Origin of the sequence: Enterococcus sp. 10F3_DIV0382 (genome assembly GCF_002140245.1) — a bacterium.
Lineage (GTDB): Bacteria > Bacillota > Bacilli > Lactobacillales > Enterococcaceae > Enterococcus_B > Enterococcus_B lactis.
In genome coordinates this window covers 152,729-175,087 of record NZ_NGMF01000003.1, presented here as the reverse complement: position 1 = coordinate 175,087, position 22,359 = coordinate 152,729, and the positions used below count along the sequence as shown (strand labels likewise).

Annotated in this window: 16 protein-coding genes and 3 pseudogenes; 5 read left to right on the top strand and 14 right to left on the bottom strand. The window is 37.3% G+C overall.

Annotated elements, in window-relative coordinates:
- Positions 1 to 55 precede the first annotated feature (55 nt).
- Positions 56 to 793: a YcaO-like family protein gene (locus A5849_RS14160; protein ID WP_179189227.1), complete on the bottom strand. Its 738-nt coding sequence runs from the start codon at positions 791 to 793 to the stop codon at positions 56 to 58.
- A gap of 329 nt (positions 794 to 1,122) precedes the next feature.
- The gene (locus tag A5849_RS14155) at positions 1,123 to 1,629 is read right to left on the bottom strand and encodes a YcaO-like family protein (RefSeq protein ID WP_086310199.1); all 507 of its coding nucleotides are present in this window, start codon (positions 1,627 to 1,629) and stop codon (positions 1,123 to 1,125) included.
- A gap of 220 nt (positions 1,630 to 1,849) precedes the next feature.
- On the opposite strand from A5849_RS14155, the gene A5849_RS14150 reads away from it, so the two are divergent.
- Positions 1,850 to 2,530, top strand: a complete 681-nt coding sequence (locus tag A5849_RS14150) for an IS6-like element ISEnfa1 family transposase (protein WP_000191454.1) — start codon at positions 1,850 to 1,852, stop codon at positions 2,528 to 2,530.
- Positions 2,531 to 2,537: 7 nt separating this feature from the next.
- Here A5849_RS14150 and A5849_RS14145 read toward each other — a convergent pair whose 3' ends face one another.
- Positions 2,538 to 2,915: a hypothetical protein gene (locus tag A5849_RS14145; protein WP_002405054.1), complete on the bottom strand. Its 378-nt coding sequence runs from the start codon at positions 2,913 to 2,915 to the stop codon at positions 2,538 to 2,540.
- 310 nt (positions 2,916 to 3,225) lie between these two features.
- A complete protein-coding gene (locus A5849_RS14140; RefSeq protein ID WP_025188186.1) occupies positions 3,226 to 4,275 on the bottom strand; it encodes a 2,3-butanediol dehydrogenase in 1,050 nt (349 codons plus the stop codon).
- Between the two features lie 146 nt (positions 4,276 to 4,421).
- On the opposite strand from A5849_RS14140, the gene A5849_RS15020 reads away from it, so the two are divergent.
- Positions 4,422 to 4,571, top strand: coding sequence for a hypothetical protein (locus A5849_RS15020; RefSeq protein WP_010731444.1), 150 nt, complete (start codon positions 4,422 to 4,424; stop codon positions 4,569 to 4,571).
- A gap of 5 nt (positions 4,572 to 4,576) precedes the next feature.
- Here the strand turns inward: A5849_RS15020 and A5849_RS14135 are convergent, their stop codons facing one another.
- The 9 genes and pseudogenes from A5849_RS14135 to A5849_RS14095 form a co-directional block, all read right to left on the bottom strand.
- Entirely contained in the window at positions 4,577 to 5,782 is a 1,206-nt protein-coding gene (locus tag A5849_RS14135; protein ID WP_086310198.1) for a dihydrolipoamide acetyltransferase family protein, read from the bottom strand.
- Positions 5,783 to 5,799: 17 nt separating this feature from the next.
- A complete protein-coding gene (locus tag A5849_RS14130; protein WP_002405048.1) occupies positions 5,800 to 6,831 on the bottom strand; it encodes an alpha-ketoacid dehydrogenase subunit beta in 1,032 nt (343 codons plus the stop codon).
- A gap of 24 nt (positions 6,832 to 6,855) precedes the next feature.
- A complete protein-coding gene (locus A5849_RS14125) occupies positions 6,856 to 7,824 on the bottom strand; it encodes a thiamine pyrophosphate-dependent dehydrogenase E1 component subunit alpha (RefSeq protein WP_010731441.1) in 969 nt (322 codons plus the stop codon).
- A 16-nt stretch (positions 7,825 to 7,840) separates the two neighbouring features.
- On the bottom strand, positions 7,841 to 9,193 hold the full coding sequence (lpdA, locus tag A5849_RS14120) for a dihydrolipoyl dehydrogenase (RefSeq protein WP_010731440.1): 1,353 nt from the start codon (positions 9,191 to 9,193) through the stop codon (positions 7,841 to 7,843).
- A 353-nt stretch (positions 9,194 to 9,546) separates the two neighbouring features.
- On the bottom strand, positions 9,547 to 11,337 hold the full coding sequence (locus A5849_RS14115) for a sigma-54-dependent Fis family transcriptional regulator (RefSeq protein ID WP_086310197.1): 1,791 nt from the start codon (positions 11,335 to 11,337) through the stop codon (positions 9,547 to 9,549).
- Positions 11,338 to 11,483: 146 nt separating this feature from the next.
- Positions 11,484 to 12,749: pseudogene (locus A5849_RS14110) on the bottom strand (DNA topoisomerase); the annotation flags it as partial.
- Positions 12,749 to 13,147 (bottom strand): annotated as a pseudogene (locus tag A5849_RS14105) (recombinase family protein); the annotation flags it as partial. The pseudogenes A5849_RS14110 and A5849_RS14105, both read right to left, overlap by 1 nt.
- A gap of 445 nt (positions 13,148 to 13,592) precedes the next feature.
- On the bottom strand, positions 13,593 to 14,732 hold the full coding sequence (locus A5849_RS14100) for an MFS transporter (RefSeq protein ID WP_086310195.1): 1,140 nt from the start codon (positions 14,730 to 14,732) through the stop codon (positions 13,593 to 13,595).
- Positions 14,733 to 14,833: 101 nt separating this feature from the next.
- A pseudogene (locus A5849_RS14095) lies at positions 14,834 to 15,514 on the bottom strand (IS6-like element ISS1N family transposase).
- 492 nt (positions 15,515 to 16,006) lie between these two features.
- Here A5849_RS14095 and A5849_RS14090 point away from each other — a divergent pair.
- The 3 genes from A5849_RS14090 (at position 16,007) to A5849_RS14080 (ending at position 19,051) form a co-directional block, all read left to right on the top strand.
- Positions 16,007 to 17,281: a PTS sugar transporter subunit IIC gene (locus tag A5849_RS14090; RefSeq protein ID WP_010731436.1), complete on the top strand. Its 1,275-nt coding sequence runs from the start codon at positions 16,007 to 16,009 to the stop codon at positions 17,279 to 17,281.
- A 21-nt stretch (positions 17,282 to 17,302) separates the two neighbouring features.
- A complete protein-coding gene (locus A5849_RS14085; protein WP_010731435.1) occupies positions 17,303 to 18,229 on the top strand; it encodes a hypothetical protein in 927 nt (308 codons plus the stop codon).
- Positions 18,230 to 18,403: 174 nt separating this feature from the next.
- A complete protein-coding gene (locus A5849_RS14080; RefSeq protein WP_086310194.1) occupies positions 18,404 to 19,051 on the top strand; it encodes an IS6 family transposase in 648 nt (215 codons plus the stop codon).
- 158 nt (positions 19,052 to 19,209) lie between these two features.
- On the opposite strand, the gene A5849_RS14075 is transcribed toward A5849_RS14080, so the two are convergent.
- On the bottom strand, positions 19,210 to 22,359 hold the full coding sequence (locus A5849_RS14075; protein ID WP_086310193.1) for a type I restriction endonuclease subunit R: 3,150 nt from the start codon (positions 22,357 to 22,359) through the stop codon (positions 19,210 to 19,212).

Here is a 22,359-nt window from a genome sequence, read left to right as displayed (position 1 = left end):
AGATAGCTTGGAGGAATGAAGATGACTCAGTTCAAAGGCTGTCTCTTATACACATCTAGATGTGTATAAGAGACAGTTTATACACAGAGTTTAGCCATGGTATATTTAAAGATGCTATATTGAGTAATTCTATATCACAGATTTCTTTATTTATATCATTATTTCTATATAACGTCGAATAATAATTTCTTTCGATAATTTCTAAGATCCCCTGTAAAATAGCTTCATTTAACGTAGTTCCAGCAGCTAATCCTGTTGTTGTTTGAGAAGTAAAATGTAAATTCTTATCTCTGATATACGGAAAAAAAACGACATTTGCAGGAATTAAAGTATCATTATTATTTTTTAAGTTTTTGCCATAAACCCATTCTATTTTTTTACTTTGTGAATAATTTAGTTCTTTTAAAGGAAATAAGTCAGATGGGGATAGATATTCTAATGATGAATAAGCAATAGTTTCTTCTGATTCTAAAATAATTTTTTCATATCCGAACATTCGAGCACTATATCTTTCTAGACATTCTCCTATTGCACTTTCTTTTGCTTGTTCATGATTGATACCTTTTCCTCCATGATAAGTATATTTTTTTTCTTCTCGTTTTGATGCTGATATAGCACCATATACTGGATAATAGAAATTATCTTGTTGTGATAAATCTTCACAATAAGTAACAGGTGATAATCTTCCTATAAAGTTATCTAAATTTAAAATTTTATTTTCTCTATGACTAGTACCGTTACTATCATAGTTATTTAAACGACTAACAGTAGGGAAAATCTGTCTCTTATACACATCTAGATGTGTATAAGAGACAATAGTTATTTAAACGACTAACAGTAGGGAAAATAAAATTTTTACAATCAGGAAAACAAATAATTTGTGATGAATAGTAGGATTCAGTTTTTTTATCATATATTCCTATTTTTAAATTTTTTAAGTTTTTCATTATCTTAATTGTCAAATTAAGTTAGACCTGTCTCTTATACACATCTAGATGTGTATAAGAGACAGGATTTAGAAATATATATGAAATAGCTCCAAATAATTGTAGTGCAAATACTACCAAACTATTAAAAAAGTAGTAGATAGATATTTTTGACATGTTTCCCCTCCATTTTGTATCAAGTAAATAATACTTTTCTATTTATTATTTCTTTAGCAGTTAAACTTCTAGTTATTTTATTAAATTCATTGTCTATGTCTTGCATTCCAGGTATAATAACTCGAACAGATTTTAGTGGGACATCTTTTCTAGATAAATCGTAAAAAAATACTTCATAACCAACTTTGTTTAAACTGTCATTTAGTAATTTTAGACTTATGTTGTTTGTAGGCATATTTTCAACGTTGTATATTACTTTATTTCTTTCTTGCTTATTTAAAAATATAGAATAATAATCTTCATTGCCATATCCCCATTCTTTATAAGCTATATACTCTTTTTGCATTATTTCTCCAGTGTTCTCTAATATGATTTGAGAAGTACGTAACTGAAAAGCTTCGCAAATTGCTCTTCTAATTGCTATTCCTAAATCCAATGCTGCTCCAGATCCATGCGTAGCCTTAGGAAATTTTTTTTTGCTTTCCAACACACAGTGAACAACATAGACTCTGTCTCTTATACACATCTAGATGTGTATAAGAGACAGTCATAATTGCCAATTTTATTGGTTCATGTTTAGTATAATTAACTAATTTATTAAATTCGATACGCTAGTTAAATTAGAACCATTAAAATCTAAAAAATATACATGATTATCAACACAATTTTTCCGGTTCTGTTGCAAAGTTTCCGATAAGCTCATTTTGAGGTAAAATAATTGAAAAAGATAGCTTGGAGGAATGAAGATGACTCAGTTCAAAGGAAAACAATTTCAAAAAGACGTGATTATCGTAGCCGTCGGCTACTATCTTCGGTACAACCTGAGTTATCGTGAAGTGCAGGAAATTCTGTATGACCGAGGAATTCACGTTTGTCACACCACAATTTACCGTTGGGTGCAAGAATACGGAAAGATTCTTTATCAAATTTGGAAAAAGAAAAACAAACAGTCCTTTTATTCATGGAAAATGGACGAGACTTATATCAAAATTAAAGGAAAGTGGCATTATTTATATCGCGCTATCGATGTAGATGGCTTAACCTTAGATATCTGGTTACGGAAAAAGCGCGACACACAGGCTGCGTATGCTTTTCTAAAACGACTGAAGAACCAGTTTGGAGAACCAAAGGTTCTAGTAACGGATAAAGCACCCTCTATTAAGAGTGCCTTCAGAAAGCTTCAGAAAAATGGACTGTATATAACAACAGAACATCGAACAATCAAGTATCTGAATAATCTGATTGAACAAGATCATCGTCCAATTAAGCGAAGAAACAAATTTTACCAAAGTTTGCGAACAGCCTCAACCACGATTAAAGGCATGGAAGCGATTCGAGGAATTTATAAAAAAAGCCGAAAAGAAGGGTCTCTTTTTGGCTTTTCCGTCTGTACAGAAATCAAAGGACTATTAGGAATCCCTGCTTAAATAAGAATCATCTTGAAAAACTAATGACCTTTTTGAGACTTTGCAACAGAACCGATGGCACGAACCATTCAATACGCAAATTCTGAAAACCATAAACCATTAAGGTTGGAATAATTCCCGCTTGAATCCAGACGGCAATCAGGGCTCCCACCAAAATAAAAATCACAATTGGAATAATTCCTGGTCGGATTCCTTCGACCATTCCTTTATGAATTGCATCAAACGAGCGATCTTTCCAATAGACATATCCCGTTAGTACCATCAATACAATCAAAATTGCGATCAAGGCACTCATCTGCACAAAAATGACAAAATACGCCAAAGTAGCAAAAATAACAAGCAAAACAAGACTTGCTTCAACAAATGATGAATCTTTTTTTAACATATATAATTCCTCTTTTTATCTCTAGATAGCTTCAGTTTAGCATATTTTTTTGCGACTCACCTTAGCATTCGCAAACTGACGAGTATCCATTCAAGAATTCATGCAAATGACCATAATCCTGAGACACAAAAAAATCTGTCTTTTAAAATCGTCACGGCGACCCAAAATTAGTTCCAAGCAAAAAGTCCCGAAAATCCAAAAGTTTGAACAACAACTTTCGAATTTTCAGGACCTTTTACTTGGAGCTTTTCAGCTTCAATCTTTGTGGTAGGGTGGCCACATAATCGCCATTATGCGGCCTAATTTTTAATTAGCGACCTTTTTGAATGTCTACTAAGATTTTCGATTGTGATTTGTCTCTAGTCAAAAGACCAAAGCCTTCTTCCACAATTTCTTCTAATTCAATTTTTCTTGTAATCACTGGATCAACAGCTAATTGACCACTTGCAATCGCTTGAATTGTTTGGGCAAATGTCGTACGGGTATAGGCAATGGTCGAAGTGATTTTCACACCAGAGTTAATCAATTGCATTGGGTGCCAAGATATTTCATGAGCAAAAATAGACACAATGACCATCATGCCGCGTGCTTTCGTAACATCTATCGCTTGTTTGACTGTTACTTCAACGCCCGCAACTTCAAAAGCAACATCGACCCCACCGTTTGTCATCGCACGGATTTCCTCAACAACATTTACTTTTCCTGAATTCAATGTGACTGTCGCACCTAATTCTTTGGCTTTTTCTAAACGTTCTTCTGACAAATCACAAACGATAATATCCACCGCACCAGCAGCCTTGGCAGCAGCAGCCACTAAACATCCGATTGGGCCGGCTCCAAAAATAGCAACTTTGTCACCAAATTTTACGCCGCCTTCTTTACACGCTTGTACAGCAACCGCTGTTGGTTCAACTAAAGCTCCTTCTTCAAAAGACATTTCATCTGGCAATTTGTACACGTAATGTTCTGGAACGGTACAATATTCAGCGAAGCCGCCATCTCTTGCCAAGCCAATAAAGTTATAGCCATCATACAAATCAACTTCTTCAACTTTTGCTTCATTTGACATCGTAGGAAAAATAGCTACACGATCGCCAACTTTTACATCCTTCACTTGTGAACCAACTTCTTCAATCGTTCCAGAAAATTCATGCCCCATCGTTAAAGGCGCTTGACCTTTTGCAAATGGATCTGGTTGATCAACGGGAATAAAAATTGGTCCTTCTAAAAATTCATGTAAGTCTGAACCACAAATCCCAGTAAATGCTACTTTTACTCGAACTTCATCTGGTTCACACGCCTTTACTTCGACATCTTCTACACGGACATCTTTTTGTCCATACCATACTGCTGCTTTCATTTGACATTCCTCCATGCATCATTCATTCATCACGTTTCCTTCAAAACATGTGAAGCACTTAGATAATGAGCAAAAAGCGTGCCAAAATTAAAACAGTTGATAAAATCGTACTTTCTTAGAAACACTGTAACAAATCGGAAAGTTTTATGAAACATCATGTTACAAAACGTATCACGATGTATCGTATGCTTCGAATGGAAAAGACAGAAAAACCAGAAGTTGCCTTTCCAACTTTTGATTTTTCTGTCTTTTCACTTATAGTAGAACTTCTGACACACGACCTTAAATACGAATAAACCTTTTAGAATACTAAACTATACGGATTTTCCAAGTAGAAAATGATGCGGCCTAAAAATTCTGCAGCTGGTGAACCGTCTAAGATTTGATGATCGAATGTCAAGCTTAATGGTAATTTCTTCAACTCAACTACTTCGCGATTTTCATCAAATGCTAATTGGCTTTGCATTGACCCAACACCTAAGATACCAATTTCTGGTGTATTGATGATTGGTGTGAAGTACTCTGCTCCACTCTTGCCAAGATTACTGATCGTAAAGGTCGAACCTGAATAATGCTTGCCAGCTAACGACCCATCACGAGCTTCGGTAATCCGACTATTTAAGGTCTTACCTAATTCAGTAAGCGTCATGCGATCAGCGTCTTCAACGACTGGTACAACTAGGCCATCTGCAACGGAAACGGCCATTCCAAGATGAACTGCCTCTTGTTTTTCATAAGAACCATCTTGATACCAGGCATTCATATCTGGTGTTTCTTTCAAAGCCAAGATGACTGCTTTTGAAAGCAAGGTCGTAATACTTAATTGACCATCCTTCAATGGAACACTCGATTTAGATTGCAATTCTTTCTTGAATGCTAATAAATTCGTAATATCTGCTTTTTGTTGGATGGTTACTTGTGCTGTAGATTGTAAGCTATGCATCATACGTTCAGCGATTGTCTTACGCATACCTTTTAAGCCAGCTCCGACGGTTGAAGATGCGGCTGCAATAGTAGTCTCCACACTTGGTTGATGACGCTGTACATCGCGTCGAGTAATTCGACCATTGCCACCTGAGCCATTAATTTGGGCAATATCAAATCCTTTTTCAGCAGCTAATTTGCGTGCTAATGGTGTAATAAAGATACGTTCACCTGCTTTTCTTTCGGGTGCCGCTTGTGCTTTTGGTTCCTCACTTGTTGCCTTATTTTCCTCTACTGGAGCAGAAGTAGGTTCAGCTGGTGAAGCCTCCCCGCTTACTTGTTCACCTGGCTCTCCGATATAGCCGATTGGCGCAGTACATTCCGCATCATCGCCTTCTGCTACCAAAATTTTAATCAATGTTCCATCTACTGACGATTCAATGTCGTAGCTTAGTTTTTCAGAACTAATTGTACATACAACTTCACCTTTACTAACGGCATCGCCTTCTTTTTTCGCCCAATTGTCGACGGTTCCTTCTGTCATTGTAAGCCCTAATTTAGGCATTGTAATTTCTGTTGCCATTCACTATCCACCTCCTCTTATTTCTTTAAGTCCGCGATTAATTCATTTGCAGTTTCTAATACACGGTCTGCATTTGGTAAGTATAATTGTTCTAAGTTTGTAGCAAATGGTACGGGTGTATTTGGTGCACAGACACATTTAATTGGTCCATCTAGATAATCAAATGCTTTGTCTCCGACGATAGATGCAATATCTGTCGCAGTATTATTATGGGGATTGGCTTCGTCAATCACGATTAAACGACCTGTCTTCTTCACTGACTGAATAATCGTTTCTTGATCCCACGGTGCTACAGTAACCAAGTCGATTACTTCTACAGAGATGCCATCTTTCGCTAATTTATCTGCCACTTCAAGAGCAACGTATAACATTTTTCCGATAGTCACAATGGTCAAATCCGTTCCTTCTTGTTTTACTTTTGCTTTTCCGATTTCAACAGTATAGTACTCTTCTGGCACTTCACCTTTTAAGCCATAAAGAGTCTTATCTTCAGAGAAAATAACAATGTTGTCATCTTCGATAGCAGCCGTTAGTAATCCTTTAGCATCATAAGGGTTAGAAGGGACAACTACTTTGACCGCTGGAATAGAGCCAAAAATGCCATAATATGATCCTGAGTGTTGAGCAGCGGCACTTGCGCCTGCACCATGGCACGTACGGACAGTCATCGGAATTTTCGCTTTTCCTCCAAACATATAGCGCATTTTAGAGCCTTGAGCTAAGATTGTGTCAAAACAAAAACCAATAAAATCATTAAACATCAATTCTGGGACTGGACGTAATCCTGTAGCAGCAGCACCAACTGCCGCTCCCATGTAGCCCATTTCTGAGATTGGTGTATCAATCACACGTTCGCGACCGAATTTAGGCATCAGACCTTTTGTGACACCAAACACGCCACCCCAAGCATCTTCATTTGACTCTTCTAAGTGAGGAACCTTTGCTCCTCCGGCAATATCTTCACCAAGTAAGATTACTCGATCGTCACGCTCCATTGATTGTTCTAATGCTTCGTTAATAGCTTTCATAAAAGTAATTTTTCTAGTCATGTTTCTTCTCTCCTTTTTCTCTGCTTAGTCTGCGAATACATCTTCATACAATGCTTCTGGGCGTGGAACTGGACTTTCTTCAGCAAATTTAATGGCATGCGCAATATCAGTAGTTGATTTTTCAGCAATTTCTTCTGCTTCTTTTTTCGTTAATAATTTTTTCGCAATTGCTTTTTCGATAAATTCTGGAATACAATCGCGGTCTTGGCGATTTTTTTCTTCACCATCTATATTTTTGTATTTTTGTTCGTCACCTTCAAAGTGCCCGTAATTACGATACGTTACACATTCAACCAGTGTTGGCCCTTCGCCTTTTCGTGCACGCTCGATTGCTTCCCCAGTAGCTTCATAGACTGCAAACAAGTCATCGCCATCCACTCTTACACCGGGAATGCCATATGCTGCTGCACGTTCGGCGATTGTTTTAGAACCGGATGAATACCATTGCGGTGTTGCTTCCGCAAATGAGTTATTTTCGTTAACAAAAATGACCGGTAATTTCCAAATCGACGCCATATTAATTCCTTCATGGAACGTCCCTTCATTCGCAGCGCCATCACCAAAGAAACATACCGCAACATCTTTTGTTTTTAGATATTTATTTCGTAAGCCCGCTCCGACAGCGATTGGGAAGCCGCCACCGACCATACCGTTAGCCCCAAGCATTCCTTTACCGACGTCGGCGATATGCATCGAGCCACCTTTTCCTTTATTTAAGCCTGTTTCTTTCCCATAAATTTCAGCCATCATGCCATCTAAGTCGCAACCTTTTGCGATACAATGTCCATGACCACGGTGCGTACTTGTAATATAATCATCATCTGTCAAATTCGCACAGACGCCTGTTGCAATTGCTTCTTCGCCAGCATATAAGTGAACGAATCCTGGAATTTCACCTGTCGTAAAAATATCATGCACTTGGTTTTCAAAATTACGGATATCGTACATTGTTTTTAGGATCCATTTTGCTTGATCTTTTGTCATTTTTGTCATTTTCTTTTCCTCCTTATTAACCATGAATTGCTCGTCCAAATAATGAATTGCTCGTCTCACCAATCACTTCAGAAAGCGTCGGATGGGCAAAAATCATTTCATCAAGCTCATCAATTGTTCCTTCTGCTTCTTTTACAGCTAAAATCGTATGAATCATCTCTGTTGCATGGCTTCCGACAATTACCGCTCCTAGAATTTGATGGTAGTGTTTTTCACTAATTATTTTGACAAATCCATCTGTTTCCATCGCTGCAATGGCTTTCCCATTTCCTGAAAAAGGCATCATCTTCACAACTACATCTTGATATTGGGCTTTCGCTTCTTCTTCAGATAGTCCAAAACTTGCTACTTCAGGACTAGTGTAAAGACAACGTGGGACAGATGTTTTATCCACTGGGAATCTCTCAGTACCAAACATCGCCTCGACAGCGCGTATCCCTTCTTGACTGGCAACATGTGCCAATTGATAACCTCCGATGACATCGCCTATTGCATAGATACTTGGAATACTGGTCTGATACGTATTGTTTACGCGAACGAAACGGCTTGCTTCATCCAATTCAATCTCCAGTTGACTCGCTAAAGTCAAATCTGGTTTTCGCCCAGCAGCTACGAGTAAGCGATCATATGCCACAGCTTTCCCAGCTACGATGACTTCCTTATCGGTTACTTGGTCAATTTTTGCAGAAGTCGTAATGGCAATGCCCATTTTTGACAATTTCTTTTTGATGATTTTGCGCGCTTCTGGATCTTCCGTTAGTAAAATATCTTTGGCTACCTCTAATAACGTTACGTCTACGCCCAATGGTTTCATTGCAAATGCCAACTCCACTGCAATAATCCCACCACCGATAACGACAAGTTTTTTCGGTAATTCAGCCATAGAAAAGAACGTATCGGTCGTATTATAATGTGCGTGTTCAATCCCATTAATCGGTGGCACAAAAGGTTTTCCCCCTGTCGCCAATAAAATCTTTTCAGCATGCAATGCTTTCTCAGCTACCTCGACGCACGTCTTAGAAACTAACGCAGCCTCACCTTCGATGTAATCAATTTTATTACTCGAAAACAAATGCTGAATGCCCGATTGCAGTGTTTGAACGACGCCATTTTTTCGATCGACCATTTTTGAAAAGTCTATGGCATTGAGCGTAGTATCTACACCATGTTTTTTTCCTTCTTCCAATGATAAGAGCCAATGCGCATGTTGCAGATAGCTTTTCGAAGGTATACAGCCCACATTTAGACAGGTACCTCCTATTTTATTCTTTTCGACCACAGCTACTTTTTTGCCGAGTTGTGCAGCTTTAATCGCCGCAACATAGCCGCCCGGTCCAGCGCCAATGACAATTAAGTCATAGTTTGTCATGAATTGTCCCTCCTTATTGATTACGCTTTCAGTCTAGTAATAAGCAAGTTGCATGCCAACTTTTTTGTGAAACAAGAGAGAACATCTCTCCTTTCACAAATCCTTGCTATACGACTGATTTACGATGTTATACAACAAATCACTCCGGCCATATTTTTAATCTTGAAACACACACTTTGGAATCGCTTACCTTTTTGAGACACAATCGCAACAAAGATGTGATACAGTTTGTCTCATTAGCGAGTTTCTGAGACACAAAAAAAAGAGAAGTTTCCTTCTCTTTTTTTTTGCTTCAAACTATTTTTTTACTAAAAAAACAAATTTCTTCTCAATTTGCTTTTTTTCACAAAAATTTACCAAGACAACTCGTATTTTTTTAGTTTGCGATACAGTGTTGCTCGTGAGATATTTAATGTTTCTGCTGTTTTTGTCATATTGAAATGGCTCGCTTCTAACGCTTCTTCAATCCGATGTTTTTCTGATTTTATTTTGCTAGTAAAGATAGGTTCGTAGGAATTGGTTGAACCCTGATTTAGGTAAATGCTACCTGTTTGAATTAAGGCGTTCAATTCATCCTCTGACGGTTCTGAATCAGAGTAAAATATCGCCACTCGCGATAGAAAATTATTGAACTCCCGGATGTTACCGTACCAAGGATATCCTTTGGCAACTTTTTCAATCTTCCACTTCCAATCAATTTCCCAATGATTGCTCACCATAAATCGGTCAACCAGTGGAGCAATATCCTCTAAGCGTTCTCTAAGAGGCGGAATGCGGACCGTACATACAAATAAGCGATAAAATAGATCTTCTCGGAACTTGCCTTCTAGGGCCAACTTCCGTAAATCCTTGTTACTTGCCGTAATTAAGCGAAAATCAGTCATGACCGGTTTTCCACTAATAGGGGTCACCATCTTGTCTTCTAATACACGAAGCAAAGATTGTTGCATCTTTTCCGGCATACTATCAATCTCATCTAAAAATAAGCTGCCGCCATTGGCTTGTGATAATTTTCCTTCAAACCCTTTCGCATTGGCGCCAGTAAACGCGCCTGGTGCATAGCCAAAAAGCTCACTTTCCAATAAATTCTCACTAATAGCCCCACAATTAATAGCAATCAAAGGGCCATTTTTTTGTGGACTATTTTGGTGAATGGTCTGCGATATTATTTCCTTTCCACTACCTGACTCGCCAAAAATATGAATTGGCACACTCGTTGTAGAGACCTTAATAACCTGATTCAAAAACTGTTGGTAACTCTTACTTCTAGAAGCTACACCTGGATAGGTCGGTGTGTTACCCTTTTCATTTTTCACTTGATACAATTTGTATTTGTAACCGATTAGTTGGCGATTACGCATAATACTTTCTTGATCATAAATCATTGCTGGACTAATGATTTTACGCATATCCTGCCCTATATGAAACTGATCTGCCATACTAGGCGGTACTTGAATAATGCGAAAATGCGCATCACAAAAAAGAACTTCTTCTAAAAAAGACTTTGCGTACTCTAATAAGTCATTTCGTCGTTGAATGTGCCGTTTCATCAGCTGATTGGATATTTTTTGCGTCAGCATCGTCAATAGTAAAAATGAATCCTTCGCCGTCGAGTTTTGATACGTTGATATATCTAGGACTCCGAGAATTTCATTGTTTTCATCAAGAATTGGTGATGCCGCACAACTCCATTTTCTTGATGCTGCCGAGTAATGTTCTTCCAAAGCAAGACACTCATCTTCTTTTGATCGCAAGGCCAGACCGATAGCATTCGTACCGACTTCTAACTCTGACCAATTACTTCCTTCACGAAAGGCAATCTCATTGGCAAAATCTCTTGCTTGATAATTTCCCGTTCGCCAAATGATATTTGCTTCATTATCGGTTAGAATAAATAGTTGATTTGTTAAGTGAAACTGTTTTTCAATGCTACTTAATTCCGCTTTAACAAGTTGGATGAGTTCTTGATTCTCTTGCTGCTTCGTTGTTAAGTCACTTGCAGTTAAAATTTTTGATGGTTTGACTAAAAAAGGATCCACATGGTTTTGTAAACAGAATTGCCATGAATTAGCTATTTTTGATGGAAGCTGCGTTAGGACTCTCGTTTCTCCTTGTACAAACTGCTTCCAAATTTGTTTTTCCATCTAATCATCTCCTTTAATCCTTTACACTATTATACAACAAGATTGTGAAATAAAAAAAGGAAGTCTATCTGCCCTTAAATTCTGTCAATCGAGATGGATTCACTAAGTTTTTTTTTTTTATTTCAGTCTAAAGTCTGTTTTTCCCCCTTCGTTTGTATCTTGGTTTCTTCATACAAGTAATCAGGTAAAAACATGGCAACGGTCGTTTTAACGACTAAAGCATAAATTTTTCGTTGCAAATCGTCCATTTTCGCTAATGCAGATTCGGTAGGTACTTGTTTTGTTGGGATAATGGCGTGGTGTTCCTGTACCTTGCTACCGTCCACATAACGCTTTCTAGGCTCTGTTTGAACCATTTCAAGATCAAGTCCTAAAAAACCGCTATATTTGCCAAAATTCGCTTTTAAATAAGCAAATTCGTTCTCTGTAATAAATGGTGTATCTGTTCTTGGATAACTCAATAATTTTGCTTCATACAGTCCTTGCATAGCTTTTAAAGTTTGGCTCGCTGTCGCTTTATAAAGCTGATTAACTTTTGATTGCAAACTACTTAAAGAAAACAGACTCGGACTATTCGTTTTTTTCTCTTTGGTTTGAACATCAGCAATTATCCCCTCTTGATTGCCTATTTTAGCTTGTTTAGAAGAAACAAAAGCTAAAATTTTAAAACGCTGTGTGGGGCTTAGAACGCCCTTAAATGACCCTTGGTTTACTTTTATACTAGCTTCCACCTCGAAAAAAGGTTCTTTTTTAAAATTCTCTATGGCTTCCTGGCGCTGAAAAATAAGGTATAAGGTGGGCGTTTGAACACGTCCTAGTGAAAATGTACCTTGTACGCCTTTCTGTTGTAAATTTAACGTATACAAAGGGCTTGCGTTCATGCCGATCAACCAATCGGCAATTTGGCGTGTTTGCGCTTCTTGATAAAAGGGATAGTAATTCATTCCTGGTTGCAAATTTTGAAAACCGCTTCGGATCACATCTTTTTCTAAGCTATTGATCCATAGTCTTTTAAATGTTTTATCTTTTGAAAAGGCATTTGCTTTATGGATAATCGACCAGGCGATATTTTCACCTTCTCTGTCGCTATCTGTTGCAACAATAATTGTATTTGCCTTTTTGAGAAGTTCTGCAACAATTTTAAACTGCTTTCCCTTATCTTTTGCAACTTCAAAATCGTATCGATCAGGAAAAATCGGCAAAGATTCAAGTTTCCAATTTTGCCACTTTTCGTCATAATGACCTGGTTCTGCTAATTCCACTAAATGCCCAAAACCAAAGGTGATAAACGTTTCATCTGTAAATAGTGGGTCTTTGATCTCAAAATAACCGTCTTTTTTGGTGCTTTGTTTTAAAGCACTTGCGTAGGCTAATGCCTGGCTTGGTTTTTCAGCTAAAATAACCGTACTCATTAACTATCCCTCTTTTCTTTGTTTTTTCTTTGATCTACTGTCACGTTATATCTTGCTCGATACCTTCTAAACGTTCGGCGATTGATTCCAGTTTGTTCTTCAACTTCTTTATCAGATAAACCATTCAAAAACAAATCGAAAGCATGCTTTAAACGTGGATCATTTTTTTTAAATTTCAGTTGCCGACCTTTGAATTTGCCTTTTTTCTTAGCAATTTCGATTCCCTGTGCCTGACGTTCCTTAATTTTTTTTCGTTCTGATTCTGCTTGATACTTGTACAATTCAATGACAAGGCTATTAATCAAACGCCTTAAATTTTCATCTTCAATACCATTCATTGAGGGTAAATTTAAGACTTCCAGGGTTGCCCCCTTAATTTGAATTTGATTCATCAATTTGTCATTTTTATATTTAATTGGCACAGTTTTTTCTAATTATGTGTCATATTCATAGTCAACTATAGCTACAAAAGCAACTAATTTTGGAGATAGATTGAGATATTTAAAAATCTATCATGAAAAATTAGTTGCTTTTGTCACTTAGCGCTGAAAATTTATGCCATTTATCTAGAAAAATGACAGGTATAGATTGTGAACCAGCCGGATTTCACAAGTTGTATCGTGCAACAAATAAGCCTTCACAAGGCGAATTTTTGAAATTCACAAGTGACGGCTAAAAGCAAGGTCAAGATCGTTCGTCAATCTTCGATTTCCGAGTAAAAAAATATCGCTTGGACTTCGCCCGTTTTCGCTCATTTTTTAAGTGCTGTTTGTGGCAAATTTATTGCCACAAAATAAAATAAAAAACCCCCTTCGCTTTTTCAGCAAGGGGCAAGTTTTTATTTCAGTTTTTCTCAAAATGCTTTTCATTTTTTAGCAAAATAACAAAAGATAATAGAATTAAAATAATACCTGAAAAATAAAAACTCATACTCATTCCGAATTGATCCCAAATACGACTTACTATAAATTGCCCTAAAACATTACCTATTGCAATCATAATTCTAAATTTGGAAAGTCTTTTCCCTATCTCTGTAAAGAGACTACTGTTTATTTTATCACTTGCATATATATCGGTGATATTAGCAACTAATTCAAAGATGAACCAAACTATAATTATAAAAAATAATTGATTAATTTGTATAAAGATTATCAATAAAAAAGCTTGTAAGAGAAAAGAAGTGATGAGCATTGCCTTCAACGAAATCTTATTAAATCGTTTATATATTCTTGCTGCCATCACACTAGAAACACCATAGACAACAAAGAAAACGAACCCCACATTTCCTAAGGGAATTCCTTGGAATTCGTTTATATAAATCAACATACGATTGACAATAAGCGCAATTCCAAAACCTTCAACTGTATAAATAAAAGTGATGTATTTTATCCACTCTAAATCAATTGCATCTTCTTTTTCTTTTCTTCTTTGAAGTTTGTTGTCCTTAAGCTTGAATAAATAAACTGTTGAATAAAGTTCAATTAATCCTGAAACAACAAAAATGAGGGCTATATTCTGCAAAAACCCATACAGCATCATTAAAGCGAAACCACCAATAGAAGCACCTACACTCATTTGAATATTTCGTTGCGAAAGAAAGTCCATATAAAGATCTTCTTTAATATTTTCTCGTATGTACGGATCTAATGAACTTTGGTATAACTTAGCAAATAAGGACTTGATAAAAATAAGCCCATAAAGAATATAAATACTTTGCGCAAAACCGTAAAAACTTAGTGCAATAGCAGATCCTATGTTTCCAATAATAAAAAGTTTCTTCCGATTATGATGATCACTAAAACTCGAGAAGAAATAATCAATGACTGTATCAATCACAATTGGAATTGAAAATGCTAAAGCAACAGTTACCATGTTCTCTGTATCGTCCCAAATCATCAGGGATAGAAAAATAAAAATAACTCCACTATCAAAACTACCCCAATAAATGTGTTTTAATAAATTTCTATATTCGTTTTTTATCATATACCACCATTCTAATCTACTTTTAAAGTAATTTTTACAGTAAAAATGGTTCTGTTGCGAAGTTTGAAAATTAAACGCGCCCTATCTGAACTCCAAATATCTTAGGCTGTTATTCCCATTAATACCTTGATTTCAGTAGACACCGAAAAGCCGAAGAGCGTTCCATTTCTTCGGTTCTTTTTATATATTCCTCGAATGGTCTCCATGCCCTTAATCGTGGAAGAGGCTGTACGGAGACTTTGATAAAATTTATTTCGTCGTTTAATAGGTCGATGGTCTTGTTCTATTAAATTGTTAAGATACTTCACAGTTCGGTGCTCTGTCTTAGTATATAAACCCACACTCTGTAACTTTCTAAAGGCGGAGCCAAGAGAAGGTGCTTTATCGGTCACAATTGCTTTCGGCTCACCAAACTGTTTATGGAGTCGTTTTAAGAAAGCATAGGCTGCTTGCGTATCCCGTTTCTTTCGTAACCAGATATCTAAGGTTAAGCCGTCCGCATCAATTGCACGATAAAGATAATGCCAACGTCCCTTAATTTTGATATAGGTTTCGTCCATTTTCCATGAATAGAAGGATTGTCTATTTTTCTTCTTCCAAAGATAATAGAGGACTTTGCTGTACTCTTGCACCCAACGATAAATCGTCGTATGAGAAACGTTAATGCCACGATCATATAACAATTCCTAAACTTCACGATAGCTTAGATTGTAACGCAGGTAGTAACCAACAGCGACAATAATGACGTCTTTTTTGAATTGTTTGCCTTTAAAATGATTCATTACTCTGTCCTCTCTGTTTTTTTTCTCAATTTTACACTAAAATAGATTTTTTGGAAAACTTTGCAACAGAACCAAAAACAATATGCTAAAATAGAACTTGTTCGAACAAAACATGATTGGAAGAATAGGCAATTTACAAATGAAAGCGTTTTTGTTAATTTAAAAATATGATTAAACGAAAATAATGAAATACCCTAAATAATTGTAAAAAAAGTACGTAAGATATAGTTCATACAAAATGATATTTAGGATTTCGCTCATTTTTCATGTGTAAAAATGAAAAATGTTAGGAATTTGGCCTTTTGATTATTTTTTTAAATTGATTAAAGTCAATGGTTTCTATAGACTTGTTCTTATGCACAAAGTGTGTCATTGAATCTTGATATTTGCAAGATTCCTCACTCGGTTTGTGTTCAAGTAAATTTTATGAAAGGAGGATATAGATCTTGAATTGGTAGGCTATCGCATGGTTTGGAAAATGGAGGGATATAGATGAAAAAAATTGAAGCTTGGATGGAAAAAAGTCTGATGCCGATTGCAGTAAAAATTGGTAATGTTAAGGGTTTGATTGCGATTCGTGATGGTATTGCGCTTGCGATGCCTTTGATTATTATTGGCAGTATCTTTCTGATTATAAGTAGTTTTCCAATTGCCGGTTGGACCGATTGGCTGGCAGGATTGTATGATGGGCGCCTCTTAGCGATGTTTAACCACGTGGTCAACTCTTCATTTGGCATTATGGGGTTGATTGCTGCTTTTGGTATTGCTTCCGGTATGGCCAAACAATATAATGTTGATGGTGCGAGTGCTGGTGTCATTTCAATTTCAGCTTGGTTGATTTTGACACCGAATGTGATTGCTGATGCTGGCGAAGGTATTCCAGTTAAATTTATGGGCAGTCAAGGTATTTTTATTGCGATTGTTGTGGGACTGATTTCTGCTTGGATCTTTCAATATTTTGTCCGGCGTAACATTGTCATCAAAATGCCAGAAAGTGTTCCTCCGGCAGTTAGCCGTAGTTTTGCAGCATTGATTCCAGGCACAGTGATATTATTACTTGCATTTATAGTCGCATTTATGATCGATTTATCCTCATTTGAAAATGCCCATTTATTATTAGCAACAAGTTTGGCGGGGCCTTTAAGTTTCATTGGCGGCACACTAGCTGGGGCGATTCTTACGGTATTCTTGAATAGCTTATTCTGGTTTATGGGGATTCATGGCGGGAATATCGTTGGCTCGGTTACTGGTCCTATTTTCTTGGCCAATACGGATGCCAATCGCGTTGCCTTCCAGAGTGGACAAGAGTTGCCGCATATTTTAACTTCTCAATTCTTTGATATGTTTGCTTATATTGGTGGTGGCGGCGCAGTCTTAGGTTTAGTGATTGCATTGATTTTCTTCGGAAAGAGTGCGCAATCTAAAGCATTAAAACCCATCGCTGCTGTGCCGAATCTCTTCAATATCAGTGAGCCAGTCATGTTTGGTTTGCCGGTTATGTTGAATATGACCCTTTTGATCCCTTTTCTTTTTACACCAGTTGTCAATGTAGTGATTGCTTATTTTGCCATGAGCGCGGGATTATTGCATAAAACAATCGGTGTAGCAGTTCCTTGGACAACGCCACCCTTGATCAGCGGTTTTTTGGCAACGGGACACATTTCAGGTGTGATTTGGCAGATTATTTTGATCGCTGTTGATGTATTATGTTACTTACCTTTCTTCCTGATCATGGATAAAGCGCAGCTAGATAAAGAAATCAATTAACCTATAGAAAGTAGGCTCATTATGGTAAAACGATTATTGAGTGCAACAGCAAGTGAAGTTGCGAAAATGACCAAAGACGAATTAAAACAAAGTATCAAAGCGAGCGAAGGCCGCATCATTTTATCAGAGAATGTCGTATTGCATCCGCCTTTAGAACACAACATTACCTATAGCGAATTTGCGCGGGCGTATGGTGCTGATATGATTTTATTAAATGGATTTGATACCGCTAATCCAGTTGTTTTAGGCATGTACAATGAAAATGCCGCTTCAGAAATAAAAAATACAGGCAAAGAGCATTTGATTCGTGATTTAAAGAAATTGGTCGGTTTGCCGATAGGATTGAATTTGGAACCTGTTGATCCGAATGCGCAGATGGCTGAGGACAGAACTGAAATCGCAGAAGGCAGACAGGCAACGAAAGAAAGTTTTGAGCGAGCAAATCAACTGGGCTTTGATTTTATTTGTTTGACTGGAAATCCTGGGGTGGGGGTTTCAAATGAAGCAATCATCAGCAGTATTGCAGCGGCCAAAACACATTTTGATGGCTTGATTATTGCAGGGAAGATGCATGGAGCTGGGGTCAATGAGCCTGTGGTGGATCAACAAACAGTCGAGAAAATCGTTTCTGCAGGCGCAGATATCCTTTTGGTTCCTGCCATTGGGACAGTTCCAGGGATTTCGGAAGTTGTTTTAGCGGATGCCATTGGGTATGCGCATCAACATGGTGTGTTGGTGATGAGCGCAATTGGGACAAGCCAAGAAAGTGCTGATCCTGAAACTATACGAGAAATTGCTTTGCGAAATAAGATCTTAGGCGTCGATATCCAGCATATCGGTGATGCAAATATGGGCATCTATGGAATTGAAAACATCGAAGTATTGTCGAATACCATTCGTGGAAAGCGACACACAGCAGCAAGGTTCGCGCGGTCGATCAACAGATAATAAAATAAGCATGGCTAAAACGTTAACCGGACGGTAGACAATTTCTACTGTCTGGTTTTTTTCTAGAGCCATGCTATTTATATTGAAAAAATTAATCTGCTTTTTTTTCAGGCACAAAACTTTTGCGTACGACTAGTTCTAGCCCCAACAAAACTGTTTTGGTGATACTTCGATGTGATTATTGTAGCCGTGGGCTACTATCTTCGTTATAACCTTAGCTATCGTGAAGTTCAAGAAATCTTATATGATCGTGGCATTAACGTTTCTCATACGACGATTTATCGTTGGGTGCAAGAATATGGCAAACTACTCTATCAAATTTGGAAAAAGAAAAATAAAAAATCCTTTTATTCATGGAAAATGGATGAAACGTACATCAAAATTAAAGGAAAATGGCATTATTTGTATCGAGCCATCGATGCAGATGGTTTAACCTTGGATATTTGGTTACGTAAAAAACGGGACACACAAGCAGCCTATGCTTTTCTTAAGCGGTTAGTGAAGCAGTTTGATGAACCGAAGGTTGTAGTCACAGATAAAGCCCCCTCTATTACAAGTGCCTTTAAGAAACTAAAAGAATACGGCGGCTTTTATCAAGGGACAGAACATCGTACCATTAAATACCTGAATAATTTGATTGAACAAGACCATCGTCCAGTAAAGAGACGCAATAAATTCTATCGAAGTTTACGCACTGCCTCTACCACGATTAAAGGCATGGAAGCCATTCGAGGATTATATAAGAAAACCCGAAAAGAAGGAACTCTCTTCGGGTTTTCGGTCTGTACTGAAATCAAGGTATTATTGGGAATCCCAGCTTAAATCATAGATACCATAAGGGATTTTATTCTTTATTTAAAACTTTGCAACAGAACCCTCCGTTATAAAATGTGAACAAGTAAAAAGACATCTATCCCTATTTTCTACACTTCCACTTTACTACTATCTTTGAATCGTACAATTTTCTTAACTCTTCTCGTTTACCTCAATTCATTTTCAAGGGGAATCAACTCATCATCTAACATTTTACGCCAGGCTCGCTTCATTTCTTGTGGGTATTTAAATGGTTTCGCTTCTGGATGTTTGGCTTTATATCCTTCGTAATCCTTACTGTTGATAATTGCTTTCATATTAGGAATTGGATCTTCACCTGGCATATATTGCAGATTAGAAGCATGTAATTCTTTCTCAGAAACAAACCACTCATTGGAAAAGGCATGAATCAAATCATCACTTGCTTGTGTAAAATAGCGACGTTTAATGACAAAGATATCTTCATTACTATCTAAAGTCCCCACATCAAACGCATTTAAAATTTGTCGGTAAACTTCTTTGACTCCTTCTGTTTTATTCAATTTAACCAAAGCTTTTTCAATTTCTTCTCGTGCATCTGAACTATTCGCAGCATAAGTTCCTAGTAATTGATCAATATAAGTAGAATCAATATCATACAACTTAGTAGTATTTTCACTATAAAATTCGATCGTTGAAAAATCTTCTCCTTCTTTTTCTGGTTCTTCCTCTATCAATGAACCTTTCACGGTCTCATACACGCCAATTTGTTCTTCCAAAAGTTGAATTTGATTGTTCAAAGTTGAAGATTGCACAATGTCATCATTGTAATCGTCATAAGTCACTAACGATTCATAAGCACGATTCAATTCTTGAAATGCTTTGACGTACTCGATACGGATTTCAAGTGGCGTATGTTCATCAATGGATTCCATGGATGAAACCTCCTTTAACTTACCATATGCTTGCTTGAATCTTTTTTTGGATTCTTGATAACTTGGATAAATCAAGCCCGATTCTTCTTTAGCTTCTGAATACAGTTTTGTCGCATCCTCGACATTCTTCTCCATTGTCGCTGGCTTACGAAACGTCACAATCAATCCTTTTGTCTTATCAGGATACGTACGATTCGTACGTGAAAAAGCTTGGATCAATCCTGCATACTCTAGATTACGATCCACAAATAGGGTTTGAATCGTAGGAGCATCAAAACCTGTCAACAGACGATCCACTACGATCACTAAATCAATTTGTTTCCCAAATTGTTTGAATTCCGCTCTTTTTCGTGCCAAACGATTATTGATATCTCCGTTATAACGCTCAATGTCTGCTAGTGACCAGGAAGTATCATAATACTGATTATATTCCTCAATAATTTTTTGTATTTCTTCTTGTTGGACACTTGAATCTCGGCTGTTTTCTTCTAATGAATAGGTAATAGCGATTCGTGGAAAATCAGGATCCTCCATCGTTCTTCCTTCACGAATGGGCTGATTAGGAAACTCTTTTGTTAACCAGTCAGGTTCTTTCGTCATTTCTTTGATCGTTCGATAATACTTTTTGGCCATGTCAATGGAACTCGTGGTTAAGATCGCAGACTTCGTTGGTCTGCCATTTCGAAAATCAAATTTTGTATAGGCATTATCTGGACGGAACATTTTATGAATGACTTTTTGGATATGTTCATCTGCTTCAAAAACAGCTGGGTCCAAATAACTTTCTTTTTTGACAGGCTCCATTTGATCGATCATACGATTGATCTGTTCTGATGAATACTCTGCATATGTTTCTACTTCTTTTAATTTCCGATAGATTTTATTCTCTAATGAAGTCGGCTCCACGGTGTTTTCATGCTCTACTTGAAATCCTAAAACCGAACCATCTTCTAATGCATTCTTGATGGTATAGGTGTGTAAGACCTCTCCATACTGATCATGAGTTGTACGGGCCAATTGCCCTTTGGCTTGTTTCCGATTCTCAGGGAAAATCGGTGTACCTGTAAAGCCAAACCAAGTGGACTTCGGAAACATTTTTTTGATTTCTTCCATATTTTCAGCACTTAACGCTCGATGACACTCATCGACTACAAACACGATATGTTGCCCCATTAATTTTTGGAAGCGATTGGTTCCTTTTTTCTCTTCTTGTTTCTTTGCATATTTCAACGCCGCATCCAGCTTTTGACGAGTTGTAATAATCACAACATTAGCATTGGCATCTGCCAATAAGGTTTCACTTAATTCTTTGGCACTTCCTGTTCCCACGATCAAGCTATTCGCTTTAGCATTCCCGGAAGAAATCCCAGTATTAAATTCCGAAGCAAATTTCGTAAACTCTGTGGTGGTTTGATTATCTAAATCTTTGCGGTCCACTAACATGATCGTCCGATCGATCCCCGATTTTCGTGCTAAAAGCTTAGTAGATACAAAACTAGTCAACGTTTTTCCTGAACCAGTCGCATGCCACACATACCCTGATTGATGTTTATTTGCAGCAATAAACAAGGCTTGAATCGCATGTACTTGATAAGGATGTAACACCATGAGGATTTTATTGTCTTGATCTTCACTGACAATCGTATAATCCGCAATCAAGCGATGAGCATCCGGGATATTTAGCACTTGTTTGCAAAACTCATATAAGTTTTCTACCTTTTTATTATCTTTCGTTCGCCAACTAAATAAAAACTTAGGATGCAAATCCTTTGGTAAGGCATTTGCAAAATACCGAGTGGTTTGTTCATTGGAAACCACAAACAACTGTAAGGTCGAAAAGATATTGTTCCGAAACATACCTTCTTCTGCATATTTTTTGATTTGGTTAAACGCCTGATAAAAACCATCTTTTGCGGTTACTTGTTTCAGCTCGATTTGGACAATCGGTAATCCATTGATCAGTAAGGTGACGTCAAAACGTCGATCCCGTGCTTCTATGTTACTTCCACGTTTTGCAATTTGATGGACCACTTCATAAGTAGAGATTCCTCCACCAATGTCTTGATTGGAATAAAGGATAAGTGAGACAGAACCCAATTGCGAATCTTCCCGTTCAATCGTGATCCGAGCCATCCCATTTTCACCTTTTAACCATTTCGCAGCATCAAATGGGGTTTTCGTCCGTAGCAATAATTCGGTTTTGATCGTTTCAAACTCTTTATCGGTCAAAGGAGAATCATTCAGTTCTGCTTGATTATTTGAGATGATTTTTTGGCGTAAATTGTCCCAAAGATCTTCTTCTGATTTTAGATCCGGACGATACGTCCACTGATTATGTCCTTCCCCAAGTACACGAATCAACTGTTCTTCGACTTCTGCTTCCTCACGATGACTAATTTTCAT

Bases quoted from the DNA above. Each gene is read 5' to 3' on its own strand.
- A5849_RS14155 (WP_086310199.1), bottom strand. From the start codon at position 1,629: ATGTGTATAAGAGACAGAGTCTATGTTGTTCACTGTGTGTTGGAAAGC.
- A5849_RS14150 (WP_000191454.1), top strand. From the start codon at position 1,850: ATGACTCAGTTCAAAGGAAAACAATTTCAAAAAGACGTGATTATCGTA.
- A5849_RS14145 (WP_002405054.1), bottom strand. From the start codon at position 2,915: ATGTTAAAAAAAGATTCATCATTTGTTGAAGCAAGTCTTGTTTTGCTT.
- A5849_RS14140 (WP_025188186.1), bottom strand. From the start codon at position 4,275: ATGAAAGCAGCAGTATGGTATGGACAAAAAGATGTCCGTGTAGAAGAT.
- A5849_RS15020 (WP_010731444.1), top strand. From the start codon at position 4,422: ATGAAACATCATGTTACAAAACGTATCACGATGTATCGTATGCTTCGA.
- A5849_RS14135 (WP_086310198.1), bottom strand. From the start codon at position 5,782: ATGGCAACAGAAATTACAATGCCTAAATTAGGGCTTACAATGACAGAA.
- A5849_RS14130 (WP_002405048.1), bottom strand. From the start codon at position 6,831: ATGACTAGAAAAATTACTTTTATGAAAGCTATTAACGAAGCATTAGAA.
- A5849_RS14125 (WP_010731441.1), bottom strand. From the start codon at position 7,824: ATGACAAAAATGACAAAAGATCAAGCAAAATGGATCCTAAAAACAATG.
- lpdA (WP_010731440.1), bottom strand. From the start codon at position 9,193: ATGACAAACTATGACTTAATTGTCATTGGCGCTGGACCGGGCGGCTAT.
- A5849_RS14115 (WP_086310197.1), bottom strand. From the start codon at position 11,337: ATGGAAAAACAAATTTGGAAGCAGTTTGTACAAGGAGAAACGAGAGTC.
- A5849_RS14100 (WP_086310195.1), bottom strand. From the start codon at position 14,732: ATGATAAAAAACGAATATAGAAATTTATTAAAACACATTTATTGGGGT.
- A5849_RS14090 (WP_010731436.1), top strand. From the start codon at position 16,007: ATGAAAAAAATTGAAGCTTGGATGGAAAAAAGTCTGATGCCGATTGCA.
- A5849_RS14085 (WP_010731435.1), top strand. From the start codon at position 17,303: ATGGTAAAACGATTATTGAGTGCAACAGCAAGTGAAGTTGCGAAAATG.
- A5849_RS14075 (WP_086310193.1), bottom strand. From the start codon at position 22,359: ATGAAAATTAGTCATCGTGAGGAAGCAGAAGTCGAAGAACAGTTGATT.